The organism is Paenibacillus sp. LC231, from assembly GCF_001860525.1.
Classification (GTDB): Bacteria; Bacillota; Bacilli; order Paenibacillales; family Paenibacillaceae; genus Paenibacillus_AQ.
Genome location: NZ_JFOM01000037.1, coordinates 278397 through 295286, shown reverse-complemented (window position 1 = coordinate 295286; position 16890 = coordinate 278397). Strand labels below are relative to the sequence as shown.

Genomic DNA, 16890 nt, shown 5'->3' with positions numbered 1-16890 from the left:
CATAAGTAAGAGCTGTAGACTTGGACTGCGGCCGATCATATGCAGTTACAAAAAAACCTCCGTGGATTCCTGTTAAGGGATCACGGAGGTTTGTGATATGGAGAGGAGCTTATAGATCGTCAAACCCGTTGTCGTCGCCAACTTTGCCGTAGTTTCGGGATTTGGCTTCGAAAAAGTCGGTCTTCGTCGCGTTGAGGGCTTCATCGGAGAAAGGCTTGATCCATGGCATGCAGTTAACGTCCACGCCTTCATAAGCTTTTTCCAGACCCATCATGGTGATACGACGGTTCGCGATGTACTTGATGTAATCGCCCAATTCATTCAGATCGATGCCGCGCACATTGCTGAGTGTGTAGTGAGCCCAGTTGGTCTCAAGCTCAACCGCACGGTCAATGGTGCGGTACAGGTAGTCGATGTTCTCTTTCGTGTTCAGCTCAGGGAAGTCCTTGAGCAGCTGCTTGAACACTTCGGCGAAGAAGTAGCAGTGCTGGTTCTCGTCACGCTGAATATAGGAGATCATCTGGCTGGTTGCCATCATCTTCTGGTCACGAGCCAGGTTGTAGAAGAAGGCAAACGTACTGTAGAAGAAGATGCCTTCCAGGATCAGGTCCGCCACCATGGCTTCGAAGAAGGATTGCGGCGACGGATTGTCACGGAAGTTTTGATAGATGTCCGAAATGAACTGATTGCGCTCTAGCAGAACCGGATCATGCTTCCAGTACTCGAAGATTTCCTTCTGTTCCTGATCCGAAACGATGGAAGAGAGCACATAGGAATAGGATTGGTTGTGAACCACCTCTTGCTGACCGATGATGGCCGAGATGGCTTCGAGCGACGAATCGGTGAAGTAACGCTTCACGTCGCTGACAAACATCGTCTGCATGGAATCCAATACTGCCAGCAGGGAGATGTTGATCTTGAAGGTGCGCTGCTCTTCAGGGTCCAGGCGCGGGAACTGCTGCGCATCCTTGGACATCGGAATCTCGTCCGCGATCCAGTGGTTCAGCAGCAGGACCTTGTACAGCTTGTACATATGAGGCATCCGAATGTCGTTCCAGTTCAGGATCCCGGAGCATTCACCTTCAATAACACGCGTGGAGCGGTTGGGTGCTTCGGTGTTAAAAATCTTTTGCATTTGCATGCCTAATCTCTCTCCTTGTATATCATAATAGGGCGGCGCAGAGGCGAAGCTGAGGGATATTGGTCCAGCATATTCACGGGACGGGTATCGCACCGGGACGGGTATCCATCTCCAGCCGCTTGTTGTCCGCCCTTTGCCTTGAATATATTTTTAAGGTTGCAAAGGGCTCCCAAAGGCGGACGTAAACTCTTCCGATTGGATACCCTTACCCTTGTAGTCTTCTATTTAGAAAGCTTATCCACTTCTGCTGTGCGGGAACACCCGCATGCAGCCGTTCGATGCTTGTTTGCACCGCATGAGAAGCGATTCCCAAAGGGAGAGCGATCCACGCAGGCAGTAACTCAATAAACCGCACGAAAATAGCTCAGTAGTCCCCGCACCACATGAAAAGCGATTCCCAAAGGGAGAGCGATTCACGCAGGTAGTAACTCAAAAAACCGCACGAAGTAACTCATTAGCTTCGCACCACATGAGAAGCGATTCCCGAAGGGAGAGCGATTCACGCAGGCAGTAACTCAAAAACCGCACGAAGTAACTCATTAGCTTCGCACCGCATGAGAAGCGATTCCCAAAGGGAGAGCAATCCACGCAGGCAGTAACTCAACAAAAAGCACGAAGTAACTCATTAGCTTCGCACCACATGAGAAGCGATTCCCAAAGGGAGAGCGATCCACGCAGGCAGTAACTCAAAAAACCGCACGAAGTAACTCATTAGCTTCGCACAATATTCCAGCGTTCCCGTAGGGAGAAAGCGCTCCTAGCCACCAAAGTAACGTAGAAGCGTCTCATTCACACCTTGAACCCCTTACGGGTGTCCAGAGGGCAGCGCCCTTGGGGCCCTCCCTTGGAAGGGAGGGTTTGGGTGGGTTCGAAAAAGGTTAGACTAAACTCTTAGCTTGCGCACGACTCGCACTCTTCTATCGTCAGCGCACGGCTGCGTACATAGTACGTGGACTTGATACCGGCTTTCCAAGCATGCAGGTGCAGCTCCAGGAATTCCGAAGCACGGATATCAGGGCGGACATACAGGTTAAAGCTTTGTGCCTGGTCAACGTGACGCTGACGGGCGGCAGCCATTTTGATGGACCAATGCTGGTCGATTAGGAAAGCCGTTTTATAGTACCAGATCGTTTTTTCGGACAGATCCGGAGCCGGGTTAGCCACTTTATAGGTGGTTTTTTCTTCATAAGAAAGAAGTTCGTACAATGGATCGATGCTCGCCGTGGAACCCGCGATGATCGAGGTGGAACCGTTCGGTGCGATGGCAAACAGCCATGCGTTACGGACACCGTTCGCTTGTACTTCTTGCTGCAATTCGCGCCATTGTTCGGTGGTTACGAACTTGCCTTCATGCTCGCCGTCGGTGTAACCGCGGAACGTGAAGTACTCGCCGCTCTCCCAGTCGGAGCCTTTGAATTTCGGATAATGGCCTTTTTCCTTGGCCAGCTCCATGCTGGATTTAACGAGCAGGTAGTTGATGTGCTCATACAGGTTGTCATTATAGGCAACGGCTTCGTCGGATTCCCAGCGAATGCCTTCCAGCGCCAGCAAGTGGTGCAGACCGAAGGTGCCGAGACCGACCGCACGATATTGACTGTTGGTATATTGCGCTTGCAGAACTTCAATATTGTTAATGTCGATGACGTTATCCAGCATGCGAACCTGGATTGGAACGAGACGCTCCAGCACACCGGCAGGTACAGCACGAGCCAAGTGGATGGAGTTCAGGTTGCAGACAACGAAATCGCCAGGGATTTTGGAAATAACGATCCGGGTTTGTCCATCTTTCGTAACCAGCTCCTCTTGCTCAACGACTGTCGGAGATTGGTTCTGCATGATCTCCGTGCACAGGTTGGAAGAGTAGATCATGCCATGCGCAGAGTTCGGGTTCGCACGGTTGACCGTGTCGCGGTAGAACATGTACGGTGTACCCGTTTCAAGCTGGGATTTCATGATGCGCTTCATAATGTCGATGGCTTGTACCGTAATGCGTGGCAGCAGCGGGTTTGCTACAGCTTCAGCATACTTTTGACGGAATTCGCCTTCGCCTTGTCCTTGATCATAGAAGTCTTCCAGGCCCAGCGGACGGCCGTTCTCGTCTTTCCAGCCCATGATTTTCTTCACTTCGTGCGGACAGAACAAGCTCCACTCTTCACGTGCTTCTACAGCCTCCATGAACAAGTCAGGCAGACATACGCCATGGAACACGTCATGTGCTCTCATACGCTCGTCACCGTTGTTCAGCTTCAGATCCAGGAAGGACAGAATGTCTTTGTGGAACACATCCAGATAAACCGCGATGGCGCCTTTACGGGTTCCCAATTGGTCAACGCTAACAGCGGTGTTGTTCAACTGGCGAATCCAAGGGATAACGCCGGAGCTGGTATTCTTGTGACCGCGGATGTCAGAGCCGCGTGCACGGACTTTACCGAGGTATACCCCGATGCCGCCGCCCATTTTGCTGAGACGGGCGATATCCGTATTGGAATCGAAGATCCCCTCCAGGGAGTCGTCCACGGTATCGATGAAGCAGCTGGAAAGCTGGCCGGCTACCTTTTTGCCTGCATTGGACATTGTCGGCGTAGCCGCCGTCATGTACAGGTTACTCATGGCCCAGTAGGCTTCTTTGACAAGGTCGAGACGCTTGTCGGCAGGCTCGTTATGCATGAGGAACATCGCGATGACCATGTAGCGTTCTTGCGGAAGTTCCATAACGCGACCATCAAAATCGTTTGCCAGGTAACGCTCAGCCAGCGTCAACAGACCGATGTAATCAAACAGCAGATCACGGCTTGGATCGATGCACTCGCCGAGTTCTTCGATTTGTTCTTTGGTATAGCTGGTCAGAAGATCCTCGCGATAGATGCCTTTTTGTACAAGTTCCGTAATGAGCGGATAGAAGGCACCGTATGGTTCTTCCGGGTAGGCTTTGTATCGGCGGTTGGTGGCCGCTTTTTTATATAAAGAGGTCAGAAACGAACGCGCAGCTGCAAACTTCCAATTCGGTTCCTCTTTGGTGACAAGCTCAAGGGCGGACATCGTGAAGGCGTTGCTGATTTCTTCGCCGGTAACTTGCTCGCCGCGCAATTTGGCATTGACGCCGCGAAGCAGGCGTTCTTTATCGAGCATGTCCAATCCTTTCAGAGTCCGATCGGCATAGACAGAGAGGCGAATTTCATCAAAGGCGAGCTGACGGTTGTTCGGTTTAACTACGAGCTGGGGCATGAATAAATTCCTCGCTTTCTTCGGGGGAAATATGAAAAAGGACATCAAAAAAACATTTTCTGAAACCCGCGGGCAGGCTTGAAAATGTCCGTGCGCTGTGATTCGAAAATGACGTTTGCCATAAGCCCATGAACGGGCATGATGTTATGTACAGACGCAAGTTTAACGAACACTTACCTAAAACCCCGTAGGTTGGTGTCTACTGCATATAGGCAGGTCTCCTGACTCGAGCTTCTTCCCTCGGCATTGCCTTTCCCGAGACCTTACTCCGTTTCCTCGGTGGCATATGTCGGATGTGGATGGCTGATAGATTATAAACAGCTTAGAGCCCTTACAGTGGCGGGACCGTGATGGATTTACACCATGCTTCCCTATTAAGCCGGACTGCCTTATAGGTTGATCCGGCACCTATACACACTATATTTGGTTGTTGTTAATCTAATTTAACCCAATATATTGTGTTTGTAAACCATATTCTTAAAATTGAACGCAAAATGAATTATAGCAAACGAGCGGTCATTGTGCCAGTTAAGAAACTGCCAAAAGGCCATAACATTTCCGGAATTGTGACCAAATGCGACCTTTTCTGCGCAGATACCACGTATATTATCGTTTTGACAAAATAGGATATATTCGTATGGACCAAACGAGGAAGGTACATTATATCTTGTGTGAAGCTAAAGGCAGACGGACTTTGATATGGAGGACCAGAATTGTTATGATAACAGTATTCGGAAATTTAGAGCATTCCATATAAATGGGATGGGAACGAGGGAGGTTTTTAAGATGGCAATAGCGGAGGTAACGGTGATTCCAATCGGAACCGCAACAACGAGTTTGAGCTCTTATGTTGCTGAGATGCAGCGTGTATTGAAACAACAGGATGGAATATCCTATGAGCTGACTTCAATGAGCACCATCATTGAGGGAGAGCTTAACATGATCTGGCGGGCGATTGAGGCTTTGCATGAAGCGCCTTTTCTGTCCGGTGCGCAGCGCGTATCGACTTCCGTGAAGATCGACGACCGCAGGGATCAAGTTTCCTCAAGCAAACAGAAGATCCAGTCCGTGCAGGAGAAATTAGGCGGGTAATGCCGCCAGTTTCGGGGGATATTTCCGTAAGAATTGGGCTTGCATTTTGCTGCTGAAGTATTATAATAATTTTTGTTGTTTCGTGAGGAATAACATCGAATCACATGTGCTGGTGTAGCTCAGGGGTAGAGCAACGCACTCGTAATGCGTAGGTCGGGGGTTCAATTCCCTTCACCAGCATCTTTATAAAGTCAATAACGGCGCGGTTTTCTGAGTTTTCGGAATCGCGCCATTTTTGTTGTTTAACCCGTTCTTCTACCATTTTTCTACCCTTTAGTCTGATGAAGACTTTTCCTTTTCACTTTGAAGAACAACCAACAATCGTCTTCCTTCTACATTGTTTGGGTTTAGGCCAACTCAACAGTGACACTTCCCTATGGATGGTTATAGTGTACGTGAATCATCAAAATGAGAAATGGATTGGTGTCATAGTGAACTTGAATTAGGTGAGTGGTGAGGGCGAAAGAAGTTTGCTATAGAAAGCCAGAAAGAAAATGACACGAAAAAAGGAACCTCTGTCTATGCCAGCAGGTTCCTTTTGTCGTCTAGTCGGATTAATCGACTCACATGCTTTATTTCCTCTAATGGAACCCAGACTGGCCCATAAGCACTCCGCATCTCCAAGCGATCTGTACAAGCATCTGGTATGCCTTGTAATACTTCGCCATTGATGAGGTATATCGTCACGATATGCTTCTTCTGAATGGCTATTTTTAGTTCTTTATCCCACATTTGATTGATCACGCACCCATGACTAAAGTAATGAAGTCAGTATATCAAAGTCAGGTAAAATTTACTATGGTTCATTTGAACACGAGTAGATGTTATCTGAAAAAATGGGGATTCCAGACGGTAAGTTAGCAGACGGAGTGATTTATGTACCTCTCCGGGCTGCTGGCGAGGTGCTCGGAGTCAACGTGGCTGGGATAACAAAACTAAAATGAAAGCTAGAGTACTAATAGAATATAAGATCCTGCTGGCTTATTGACAGGCAGTTTTTTGTTATATCTAAGGGTCTCAGCTAAATTTTCCATCAAGTCAAAGTACACCAAAAGTCAAGGAACGGGACTCGCGAAAGGGAACACTGCTGCTGCAAAGTGTGTTGACTCAAAGGACCGATCTTGACCAAGATGGACTCTGAGATTGGTGAAAGGAATGATAAAATCCCGCTCGAATGAGCAGGATTTTATTATATTGCTTCAACGTTCTCTTTAATGACGTTCCGGATTGCGACGTCTCAAACCTACGAGGCCAGCAAGACCGAGTAAACCGAGCCAACCCCAGTCAGTATCGTTGTCATTGCCTACAGCATTGGTGTTATAGCCGTTTGTGTTCACGTTATTGGTTCTCATATCGTTTGAATTCATGTTGTTGTTTTCTGCAAAAGCAGGAACCACAAGAATCAAAGCAATACTTATACCGGCTAAAAATGTGGCGAGGATTTTCTTCATGATTTGAACTCCTTTCCGTAATTATGTTGATTTCTATCGGGACAGGTACCAGAATTATGGTGCCCTTTACAGATATTATTATTCGTTACTGAGCAACGAAGGAAGTATCTCAAAAAAGACAGAAAAGCAGCCTCAGAAATGGCCAGCACTATCATTTTTTGAAGGTTATACCACTGTAGATGCTAAGATTCCATATCCTTATCGTTATAGTGGAAATATGGATATGAACTGGGCTAAACAGTAATCGCATCTTCGATAGTTCTTGCTTTTATAAAATATGTCCTTGACTATTACCTCTTGCCTTTGCGTTATCAGACGCCCTTACATACTATGTATTATTCCAATTAGGAAGGGGTAGGGAAAAATGAGTGGATACGAAGGTTCTGGGTATGGAAGTAGTATTGGTGTTATTCTCGTTCTCTTTATTCTACTTGTAATTATACTGCGTACATGGGGATTTTAAGTAAATACCTTATATAAGGACCCCGCTTACGTGAATTGAATGTTCCAGGATTATATTTGAAGGCATCCAGAAATCTGGATGCCTTTTCCATAACACAGTGCAATCAGAGAGAGGGTTCTTTTGTCGATTGTTTCATGATTTCATTTCATAGATTAGTAGTCCAATTCATTCTCGCAGACGCTGCATATAATGCAATATCTTCTGTGAAGGGAGGATTTCTTATGAAAAAACATCATCATAAGGTTAAAGTTATCGTCCTCAAACCTGGACAAAAAATCATCGTAAAGTGTAAAAAGCATAAGAAGAATCACGCATAAAAAGTCTGTAATGCAGTGGTGAACCTTAACAAAGGTTCACCACTATCCATAGAGCTGCAACTTGAGAATGAAATGGAAATGACTATCTGCCGCTTTTCCGTTGATAGGATGTGTAACCATTGAAAAAGGCGAGAAGGTGTGTGTGGGCTCGTTATTATGCTTGGAGAGAGGGATCATAGCAGAACAATCAGAATTCCTGCCACGAATAAAATGGATCCGAGAACCAGCAGAAGAAGCCCGCTGGATTTAATATGTTGAATGTAGTCCGAACTTGGCTCAGAATCATACTTTACTTTCCAGATTCTATATAAGGAACCCCATGTAGGTTTGCGTATTCTCAATACACCACGTACCAAAAAAACGACAGCAAACACGATAAGTACAAATCCAGATATATTAACCAGCTCCTCACCAAAAGCTCAATGAAAATAGTTAATCCGAGTAATACATATTACAAGCTAAAAAGGTGGATAATTCCACCAGAGCTACAGTTCATCCGGATTGCTATTTCGTCGGATTTCTGAATACTAATAGATCAAGCCTGATATGAATGGCATCGACGAACATAGAGACTGTATCTAGGCCATCCAATATAGGCTTAAGCAAACACCGAATGTACCAGATTGGAGTATCTTATATATTATACTCGTCCTTGCAGTAGGACTTACAGTTGCTTGCCTAATATAAGCGTGGAAGCATTGGTGGAAGGAATTGCTGCAGTTGCCTTCGCTGTAATGGATCACCGGGCTATTCAACAACCTACAAAGGCGGTGAATGATCGTGAAAAAGGTTTGGATTGACGCAGGGCATGGCGGGAAGGATTCCGGAGCAACCGGAAATGGCCTGCAGGAGAAAGACGTCGTGTTAGCGGTGTCTCTTGCTGTGAAGAAACGATTGGAAGCTGATTATGGCGATGTCCAAGTACTACTCTCCCGGTCTTCAGATGTGTTCCTTGAATTGGCTGAACGGACTCATAAGGCAAACGCTGCTGGCGCAGATATCCTAGTTAGCATCCATTGTAACGCGGGTGGAGGTGCAGGGGGCTTTGAGTCATATCGATATACCTCGGCAAGCTCCGGTTCGGTAAAATTGCAGAACGTTATGCATACGGAGGTCATGAATGCCATTAAATCCTTCGGAGTCATCGATCGGGGTCAGAAGGCCGCTAACTTGCATATGGTCCGTGAATCTAAAATGCCTGCTGTCTTAACCGAAAACTTGTTTATCGATGTCGCGGCAGATGCAGCCAAGCTTAAACGGCAGGATGTAATAGATTCTATTGCGATCGGGCATGTAAATGGCATTGCTAAATATTTGGGGCTTCAGAAGAAAGAGGGGGCTGGTACAGTGGAGGATAAGGTACATGTCGTCGTCAACGGAAAGCAGATCGCGGATGGCAAGCTTGAGAATGGCGTGACCTATGTGCCGCTTCGGGCCATCGGTGAAGCATTAGGGGCCAAAGTGAGCTGGGATAATAAGACCAAGACGGCTACAGTTACGACCGAATAAATACCTGATTATTTGGAGATAGGAAGTATGGTTCTCTTCCATGATATGCAAACCTCCACCTGTTGGGGGTGTGCAAAAGAGCAGTGCTATTTGTGCCCCATCGAACAATTTATGTCCCTTTAATCCTAATTTAAGCTTCCATTAATATTCGGAGCTTATGATATAAGCACCCCTTAAAAAATATATCAGAAGCCCTTCTAACATCGGTTAGAGGGGCTTCTTTGGTTGTCTTCCCTCATCTGAGGTAAAGTCCAGGCTTTTGGATGACTATTTACAATCCCAGCCATTTCGTGATATAAGCCGATACGGCTAATTCCTGGAAATCCTGCCAGCTGCGAAATGGGGTATGCTCAACGATAAACGGGTTAATCGTATGTCCTTGTATGAATTCGTCAAACTCTTCATCTGTGCTTCCCTCATAACCTGCGGCTTTCAGCAAGTGACCGATTGAAGAAAACTTGGTATGTCTTTGAATAAATGATTCCGAGAACAATTCTTCCACGGGCACTTCTTGTTTCATGTCCGAGAGCCTTGCGGCATTTTCGCGAATTTCTGATAGCTTCTCTTCATCCAGTCCGTCTAATCCACTGATCCCAGTATTCATTATGCCCACCTCCAAAAAGTTGCACGTCACTCTATTATACATATACGAGTATGCTGAATTATCGGATTCGCTTTTTTTTGAAGCAGGTATTGACTTGCTATTTTTATATAAAGGGAGAAGGTTTATTACATATTTATAATTATTCTTTACCTAGGAATGACGGTCGATATCATGTAGACTGGTAATGATTTACTGCCGCCACACCTTGCTTTATGGGGTATGGAGGTCCGTACATACTTGCTTGCATATGGGGGTGGGCACTATGCCCAAACAAGAAAAGGTTTCCATGTCTTGGCTGCTGCGGTATTTGAAACCGGTAAAAGGACGGCTAATACTGCTGCTCGTGTTGCTGCTGACGTCGACGGGCTTGCAGCTCTTGAATCCGCAAATTGTCAAACGGTTTATTGACACGGCAGCCGAAGGAGGAGTTATAGCCGCGCTGATTCAGCTGGCGGGATTGTTTCTGGTCGTGGCTGTTTTTAACCAGCTGATAACCGTGGCTGTCAGCTATATGGGGAACGATATTTCATGGCGCGCGACAAACCGGCTTCGCGGCGATCTTTTGAAGCATTGCTTGCGGCTGGATATGCGATTTCATAATGTCAAAACGCCCGGCGAGATGATCGAGCGGGTGGACGGCGACGTGACGAATATTTCGAACTTCTTCGCGATGTTCATCGTGCAGGTTATCGGAAGTTTTGTGCTGCTAGCTGGCATACTAGGATTTATGTTTACGGTCAATCTGCCGATCGCGATCGTCATGACGGTGTTTACGCTGCTGTCCATTTTGTTCATGGTGTTCATCCGGAATATGGGCGTCAATTCTTCGAAGAATGAACGTGAAGCCAGCGCTTCGCTGTTCGGGTTAATTGAGGAACGCATCGCCGGCATTGAGGATGTACAGGCGAACGGCAATGTGCCGTATGTGATGAATCGGTTTCACCGGATGATGCGCACCGTTTTTCTGAAAGGAAGAAAAGCCTGGATGCTCCGCGTGGTCCCTTGGAATACCACGGTGATTCTGTTTGCCCTTGCGGTTACCGCTGTCCTGTTACTAGGGGTTCGCTATTATCTGATCGGTGAAATTACGCTGGGGACCCTGTTCTTAATCTACCAATATACGCAGATGCTGAATGATCCGATCGAGATGCTGGGTGACCAGGTGCAGGAGTTCCAAAAGGCAAAATCCGGCATGCTGCGTTCCAGAGAGTTGTTGTCCAATAAGAGCGAGATTGTGGACGGAGAGCAAGAAGAGCTTCCGGAAGGGGCACTCGGTTTGGAATTTGAGGGCGTCAGCTTCAGTTATAACGAAGATAAACCGGTGTTAAAGGACATCAACTTTGAAGTCAAACCAGGTGAACGCCTGGGCATTATCGGTCGTACCGGCAGCGGAAAGTCGAGTCTCAGCCGTATTCTGCTTCGACTGTATAACATCGACAGCGGCGTGATCCGCGTTGGGGGGACCGATATCACGAAGCTAAAGCTGCCCGCGCTTTACCGCCGGGTGGGTATGGTCACACAGGATGTGCAGCTGTTCGATGGCTCGCTGCGTGACAACCTGACGTTGTTTGATCACGGCGTGTCGGATGCATTCATTCTGGAAACGACGGAGCGTTTGGGGCTTCGGCAATGGATCGATGCACAGCCGGAAGGCCTGGATACGCATCTGACAGCAGGCGGAGCTTCGCTGTCCGCGGGAGAAGCACAGCTGTTCGCTTTAACCCGGGTATTTTTGACGCAACCAAGTCTGGTGATTCTGGATGAACCGTCTTCACGCCTGGACGCCGCAACGGAAATGATGCTGCAGGTAGCCGTGGATCAGCTGATGAGCAGCTGTACGGGCATCATCATCGCGCACCGGCTGGCTACGCTGGAGCAGGTGGATAAAATTATGGTGCTGGGTGACGGGCGAATTATGGAATTCGGCGAACGGGAAGCTCTTGCGTTAGATCCGGCATCACATTATGCCAGACTGCTGAGCACAGGCAGAGAGGAGGAACTGGCATGACCATCACGGGTTTTATAGGGCGCCTCTTTCGATTCAGGCCTTCATTATTTTTAATCAACGGTCTGCTGTGGTGCATATTTCATTCCTTGCCACTATTGATCGGACTGGGGATGCAGTGGTTTTTTGACCGGGCGACGGCCAGTTCCACGGATTATGTATGGCTGGCGGTGCCCTTGATCTTTATTGCCGTTGTAAGGGTAGCGCGGGTAGGGACGTTCTTTGCGGCCTTCTATCAATGGGTAACGTATATTTACCACATTCAGGCCATTCTGCGAACGAACATGCTGGCCGGGATTATGCGCTGGCCGGGGCGTAATTTGCCAGCTTCTCCAGGGGAGGCGATGAGCCGCTTCCGCGATGACGTGGATGAAGTTGTGGAATACGTTGAATCCTGGGTGGATTTCTGGGGACGTCTCGTTTTTGCCCTCTTATCCGTTGTCATTATGGCGAGCATTAACTGGAAGATCATGCTGGTGGCCGTGCTGCCGCTCGTGGTGGTCACGCTCCTGAACAATCTGTCCGGCAACCGCGCGCGTCGTTACGGCCTAAAGAACCGGGAAGCTACAGGGCGCATTACCAGCTTTATCGCGGAAACCTTCGGTGCGGTTCAAGCCTTGAAGCTCGGGCAGGCGGAGGATCATGTGCATGAGCGCTTCATGAAGCTGAACGAAGACCGCCGGCAGGCAGCGCTGAAGGATAATCTGTTCAAACAATGGATGCGATCCTTGAATCAGCATGTGCTTAGCATCTGTACGGGATTGATTCTGTTGATGTGCGCTGCTGAAATGCAGGCCGGGCGTTTTACCGTCGGGGACTTTGCTTTGTTCACGTCTTACCTGGCCAATATCGGCTTCAGCATTTCCTTATTCGGTTATATGGTATTCCAGCACAAGCGGCTGAAGGTTTCCTTTGACCGGATGCGGTCTCTGTTTCGCCCTGGTGAGGAAGACCGGATCATTGAGGCACGGGAAACGTATCTGAACGAAGAGCCGCCGGAACTGCCCGTCATTCACAGAGAACCGGGAGAAATGCTGAAGGAGCTGGAAGTCAAGAATTTATCGTACCAATATCCGAATTCGGATAACGGTATATCGGATATTAATTTTCGCCTGGAGCGCGGCAAGTTTCTGGTGGTGACCGGACGAATCGGGGCGGGGAAATCGACGCTTGTCCGGACATTGCTGGGACTGCTGCCAAAACAGGAAGGAACGATTCGCTGGAACGGGGAAGAGGTGGATCCGGCAACCTTCCTTATGCCTCCTCGGGCGGCATATACTCCGCAGGTTCCAAGGCTGTTTAGCGATCCCTTGAGAGAGAACATCGTGCAAGGGAAGAAAGAGCGGACCGAGGAAACTCTGGAACGGGCTGTTCGGCTGGCCGTCATGGAGAAGGATATCGAGAATCTGGATCAGGGACTGGAGACGTTTGTCGGTCCGAGGGGCGTTATGCTGTCGGGGGGACAAATCCAGCGGGCGGCTACGGCACGCATGCTGATCACGGGCGCGGATTTATTCATTTTTGATGATCTGTCCAGCGCGTTGGACGTGGAGACGGAGCAGCAGGTATGGGATGGGTTGTTCAAGGAGCAGGGCGTCACTTGCATCGCGGTATCGCATCGGAGGGCAGCCCTTTCGAAAGCCGATCATATCATCGTCATGAAGGATGGGCGGATCGAAGCGGAGGGCAGCTTGACGGAGCTGCTCGCCACGAGTGAAGAGATGCAGCTGTTATGGCAGGGCGAGCAGTCCGCTGTCGAGGCTCAGGCCCCCGCAGAGGATGAAGCTGAAGTTAGTAAGGTATAACATCAAGTTTGGTTTGGAATTGGGGATGTAAGAACAGGTTTCGACAGGTTTAGATAGGTTTAGAGCAGGGCAGCTTCCGTTGGTGTGGAGGCTGCCTTTTTTTGTATAATATTAATGGGAAATAATGGATCTATATTCAGATGTATAAGGGAGAGATCTATATGAAGAATCGCAAATTCTTGGTAACGTTCGGTTATAACCTGGACCATAGCAATATCGATTACCTTGTGTCTGATCGCCTGTCCCGCCATAAGGGCTGGATTCAGAAGGATTACTTTGATCCGGTGCTGCACACAGGGGCTGCGTTTATTCTAAACTACCAGATCATCGACACGAATGCTGCCAGAGTCTCGCAGCGCTATTACTTGGATGATTACCACGTCACGGAAGCCAGGCTGCAAGGCTTTCTTTACTCGCTAAACAAGCTGAAGGGCACGCATGTGTTGTGCAATCCCAGGGTACAAGGACATCACAGGACCGTTATTGATGGGCACGAGTACAGCTGTTATGCCTATCAGACACTGGATGGAAGGGATCTGCGCTTCTTGCAGTACGAAGAGGATTCAGAAGAAGCTTCTCTTAAGAAGGGGGTGCCCCGGATTCCTGAGGATCAGCACTACCTAGTCTTTCCCTCTGATTGCAGTCAAAAAGAGAAGGATCGGCGGCTGACCGACTGGATCATCGGAATTATTGAAGCGGGGAGGCAGCAGCCTTAAATGTCACCGCCATTCATGATGGATACTCACTGCGTATTTCCACCACCGGGGAGCAACGTAATTCGTTGCTGCGTCTGCATATCGTCAAACCTATCGTAAATTCCGTTTCGCATATTCTATTATTTTACTTGCGAGAATAAGGATATAAATACAAGCCGATCGATAGGCTCGAGGAATAGGATGTAGAAGATGAATGGAAAGGGTGGGTTTACCATGGAATGGAGCGTCATTTTTCAATTGATCGACCCGCGGCTCTTCATGGTCGTTGCTGCCTGTTGGGTAATCGGATATGTGCTGAAGCAAACGCCCAAGGTTCCGAATTGGAGCATTGTATATTTGGTTATGGTCGTATCGATTTTGTTCACAACCGGCTTGATCGGCTGGAGCGTGGAAAATATCATTCAAGGCATACTCGCAGGGGCGTTTGCGGTATTCGGCCATCAGGCCGTTAAACAAACGGCAGAGGCGATTGCGACTAGAAAGAAGTAAGAACGGCTGAATGGTCCGGGATGATTTTTGCCTAAACCGAACTTTACCTGGAGTCTGCCGCTTGAGCCTGTTACTCTTAAGTCCATAAGATGATTTAAGGGAGCGTGAAGATTTGCAGAGGAAAACGTTGACGGTTGAGGCCCTGCCTGGATTTGAGCCGGAGATCGGCCGCTGGATATGGGGACTTGAGGATGTGCGGCGAACGATATTGAAACGGCTGGAAGGGATTCGGTATGAGCAGTTGAACCATAGGGCGGACGGTCGGCAGTCGATCGGTTCGCTGTTGTACCATATTGCTTACATTGAAGCGGACTGGCTATACGCTGAGGTGCTTGAATCCGATTGGGATCCGAAAATAAAGGCCTCCTTTCCCTGGGATCACCGTACCGAAGATAACCGTCTTTCTGAAGTGCCGGATCAGTCACTGGATGAACACCTTCACCGTATGCAGAAGGTACGTCATGAACTGCTGACCCATTTCAAAGGCATGGACCTCTCGGACTGGAGGACAGTCAGACAACTGGAACCGTACGATGTAACTCCGGAATGGGTCATCTATCATCTGATTGAGCATGAGTCCCACCATCGGGGACAGATATTTCAGCTGCTAAGAGAATTGGAGCTATCTTAAGAATTGAAAGTCCACTCCGATGAGAGTTTTGGCCTTCGCGGCTAAAGTCGGATCCTTTTGAGGCCACCGCTATAAGCGTTAAAATTCCCCCGGGCAGGGAGCTTTCCTTGCTCTTTTTTTGTATACCCTGCAACGATCCAGATGTCAAAACGTAATAAGCATATAAAGAGCACGGTATCGGAGGAGATATGATGAATAATGAATTTTACGTCGGGTGGGGAACGCTGGCATTAATCAATGCGGGATTGGCTCAAGGGAAAAATAGAACGGGATTAAACTGGTTTCTGCTATCCTTATTGCTAGGCCCGCTGGCAACCCTGATTCTTGTCCTGTCAGCTAAAAGGTAATCAGAGCAATTAAAGAGCCGCCTCCCGGCAAGGGAAGCGGCCTTTATCGGTTTACATCCGTTGAAACATAGCGGTGTCACGGCTGTAGTGCGTCAGATAACCTGTCTCTTCGTTGCGGATGCGGACGACATCCGGTGTGTAGCATTCAATGTAACCTCGCTCGATCTCCACGTACACGCTTGCGGGATCCTCTTCCCATACGGAAACCACGGTTTCCGATAAGGCGGCCGCGAAAAAATGGATGTCTTGCGATAGGTACCGGCTATTGCGGTCTGTATTCATTTATTTCATATCCCCTTGATGGTTAGAATCAGATAAAATGCGGTCTACTAGCTCGTTCATTCCCTTCCAGGAATCCTTCAGAATAAATTCATGCTGAATATGCGCGTTCCACGGACGCGGAATCAGAATGGTTTGTTTTCCGGCTTTTCTGGCGGCAATCGCATTATGGGGACCATCGTCAATCAGAAGATCAAATTCCACTAAATCCTTGCGCTTGGCCACGAAAAAATTCTCGAACGGAATAAAAGGCATATGCCGCTGCAGCCATCTCCATTTCTCGGGCACCGAGGAGGGGCGGGCTGCGGTAACAACAATGACGTCATAATCATGCGTCATTCTGTGGACTTCGTCAATCGTATATTCATCAAATAGTTCAAGTTCTTCATATAAACCCGGCTTTCCGAAGAAAAACTCCTCCGAGCATTCAGGATGCCAGATTTGGTGCAGGTTATAATCGGTAATCTGATCCAGCGTCAGCTGAGGATCCTTGTACTGCAGATTGTGATAATGAATGGCCTTGGGTATGAGATGGCAGATGGTATCATCCATATCGATGGCGACTATTTTTTTGCTCATATCGTCATTACTCTCCTGTTAATCATGAATTCTAAGAAACGATGATGTTCCGTAAATTGTAAGGGACAGGATGCTTGTTGGCAAACTGGAATCAAAAATGGGAGGGAGTAACATTTTCTTTCTCCTGACTCATTATAAACTAAGTATAGCATTAATGCGGCAACAACCTTCCTGATATTTCGCGGTTACGGGAATAACTTAATAAAGCCTTCGTCCATTATGACAGTACATGTCATG

General features: G+C 48.1%; 16 protein-coding genes, 1 tRNA gene and 1 riboswitch. Of the genes, 10 read left to right on the top strand and 7 right to left on the bottom strand.

The features are described from left to right. Positions 1 to 109: 109 nt before the first annotated feature. Together AK95_RS22475 and AK95_RS22470 are read right to left on the bottom strand one after the other, a co-directional pair. Positions 110 to 1141 (bottom strand): ribonucleotide-diphosphate reductase subunit beta, encoded by a 1032-nt coding sequence (locus tag AK95_RS22475; protein ID WP_071222122.1) that lies wholly within the window; start codon positions 1139 to 1141, stop codon positions 110 to 112. An 891-nt stretch (positions 1142 to 2032) separates the two neighbouring features. Further along, the gene (locus AK95_RS22470) at positions 2033 to 4366 is read right to left on the bottom strand and encodes a ribonucleoside-diphosphate reductase subunit alpha (protein WP_071222121.1); all 2334 of its coding nucleotides are present in this window, start codon (positions 4364 to 4366) and stop codon (positions 2033 to 2035) included. 194 nt (positions 4367 to 4560) lie between these two features. Continuing rightward, a riboswitch (cobalamin riboswitch) is annotated at positions 4561 to 4793 on the bottom strand. Positions 4794 to 5152: 359 nt separating this feature from the next. Between AK95_RS22470 and AK95_RS22465 the strand changes: the two genes are divergently transcribed. Further along, on the top strand, positions 5153 to 5458 hold the full coding sequence (locus AK95_RS22465; RefSeq protein ID WP_071222119.1) for an MTH1187 family thiamine-binding protein: 306 nt from the start codon (positions 5153 to 5155) through the stop codon (positions 5456 to 5458). A gap of 108 nt (positions 5459 to 5566) precedes the next feature. Then, positions 5567 to 5638, top strand: a tRNA-Thr gene (locus AK95_RS22460). Between the two features lie 1031 nt (positions 5639 to 6669). On the opposite strand, the gene AK95_RS22450 is transcribed toward AK95_RS22460, so the two are convergent. After that, the gene (locus AK95_RS22450) at positions 6670 to 6909 is read right to left on the bottom strand and encodes a WGxxGxxG family protein (RefSeq protein WP_071222116.1); all 240 of its coding nucleotides are present in this window, start codon (positions 6907 to 6909) and stop codon (positions 6670 to 6672) included. Positions 6910 to 7273: 364 nt separating this feature from the next. On the opposite strand from AK95_RS22450, the gene AK95_RS33635 reads away from it, so the two are divergent. Further along, positions 7274 to 7372, top strand: coding sequence for a YjcZ family sporulation protein (locus AK95_RS33635; protein WP_074961926.1), 99 nt, complete (start codon positions 7274 to 7276; stop codon positions 7370 to 7372). A gap of 490 nt (positions 7373 to 7862) precedes the next feature. Here AK95_RS33635 and AK95_RS35380 read toward each other — a convergent pair whose 3' ends face one another. Further along, positions 7863 to 8063 (bottom strand): DUF6199 family natural product biosynthesis protein, encoded by a 201-nt coding sequence (locus AK95_RS35380; RefSeq protein WP_475486051.1) that lies wholly within the window; start codon positions 8061 to 8063, stop codon positions 7863 to 7865. A gap of 406 nt (positions 8064 to 8469) precedes the next feature. Between AK95_RS35380 and AK95_RS22445 the strand changes: the two genes are divergently transcribed. Beyond that, positions 8470 to 9198: an N-acetylmuramoyl-L-alanine amidase gene (locus tag AK95_RS22445; RefSeq protein ID WP_071222317.1), complete on the top strand. Its 729-nt coding sequence runs from the start codon at positions 8470 to 8472 to the stop codon at positions 9196 to 9198. A gap of 271 nt (positions 9199 to 9469) precedes the next feature. On the opposite strand, the gene AK95_RS22440 is transcribed toward AK95_RS22445, so the two are convergent. Continuing rightward, positions 9470 to 9802: a hypothetical protein gene (locus AK95_RS22440; protein WP_071222114.1), complete on the bottom strand. Its 333-nt coding sequence runs from the start codon at positions 9800 to 9802 to the stop codon at positions 9470 to 9472. Between the two features lie 262 nt (positions 9803 to 10064). Here AK95_RS22440 and AK95_RS22435 point away from each other — a divergent pair, with 262 nt between their 5' ends. From AK95_RS22435 to AK95_RS34285, 6 genes are all read left to right on the top strand, one after another. After that, positions 10065 to 11810 (top strand): ABC transporter ATP-binding protein, encoded by a 1746-nt coding sequence (locus tag AK95_RS22435; RefSeq protein ID WP_071222112.1) that lies wholly within the window; start codon positions 10065 to 10067, stop codon positions 11808 to 11810. Next, entirely contained in the window at positions 11807 to 13612 is a 1806-nt protein-coding gene (locus AK95_RS22430; RefSeq protein WP_071222111.1) for an ABC transporter ATP-binding protein, read from the top strand. Before AK95_RS22435 ends, AK95_RS22430 begins: the two co-directional genes overlap by 4 nt. Before the next feature lie 161 nt (positions 13613 to 13773). After that, positions 13774 to 14328 (top strand): hypothetical protein, encoded by a 555-nt coding sequence (locus AK95_RS22425; RefSeq protein ID WP_071222110.1) that lies wholly within the window; start codon positions 13774 to 13776, stop codon positions 14326 to 14328. Positions 14329 to 14517: 189 nt separating this feature from the next. Continuing rightward, positions 14518 to 14817: a phage holin family protein gene (locus AK95_RS22420; protein WP_071222109.1), complete on the top strand. Its 300-nt coding sequence runs from the start codon at positions 14518 to 14520 to the stop codon at positions 14815 to 14817. Positions 14818 to 14929: 112 nt separating this feature from the next. Next, entirely contained in the window at positions 14930 to 15448 is a 519-nt protein-coding gene (locus tag AK95_RS22415) for a DinB family protein (RefSeq protein ID WP_071222108.1), read from the top strand. Between the two features lie 188 nt (positions 15449 to 15636). Continuing rightward, the gene (locus AK95_RS34285) at positions 15637 to 15795 is read left to right on the top strand and encodes a hypothetical protein (protein WP_155087117.1); all 159 of its coding nucleotides are present in this window, start codon (positions 15637 to 15639) and stop codon (positions 15793 to 15795) included. A gap of 51 nt (positions 15796 to 15846) precedes the next feature. Here AK95_RS34285 and AK95_RS22410 read toward each other — a convergent pair whose 3' ends face one another. Both AK95_RS22410 and AK95_RS22405 read right to left on the bottom strand, forming a co-directional pair. Then, positions 15847 to 16077 carry a hypothetical protein gene (locus AK95_RS22410; RefSeq protein WP_071222107.1) on the bottom strand — a complete coding sequence of 77 codons (231 nt, stop codon included), beginning with the start codon at positions 16075 to 16077 and terminating at the stop codon, positions 15847 to 15849. Further along, on the bottom strand, positions 16078 to 16653 hold the full coding sequence (locus AK95_RS22405; RefSeq protein WP_071222106.1) for a 5' nucleotidase, NT5C type: 576 nt from the start codon (positions 16651 to 16653) through the stop codon (positions 16078 to 16080). Positions 16654 to 16890 lie beyond the last annotated feature (237 nt).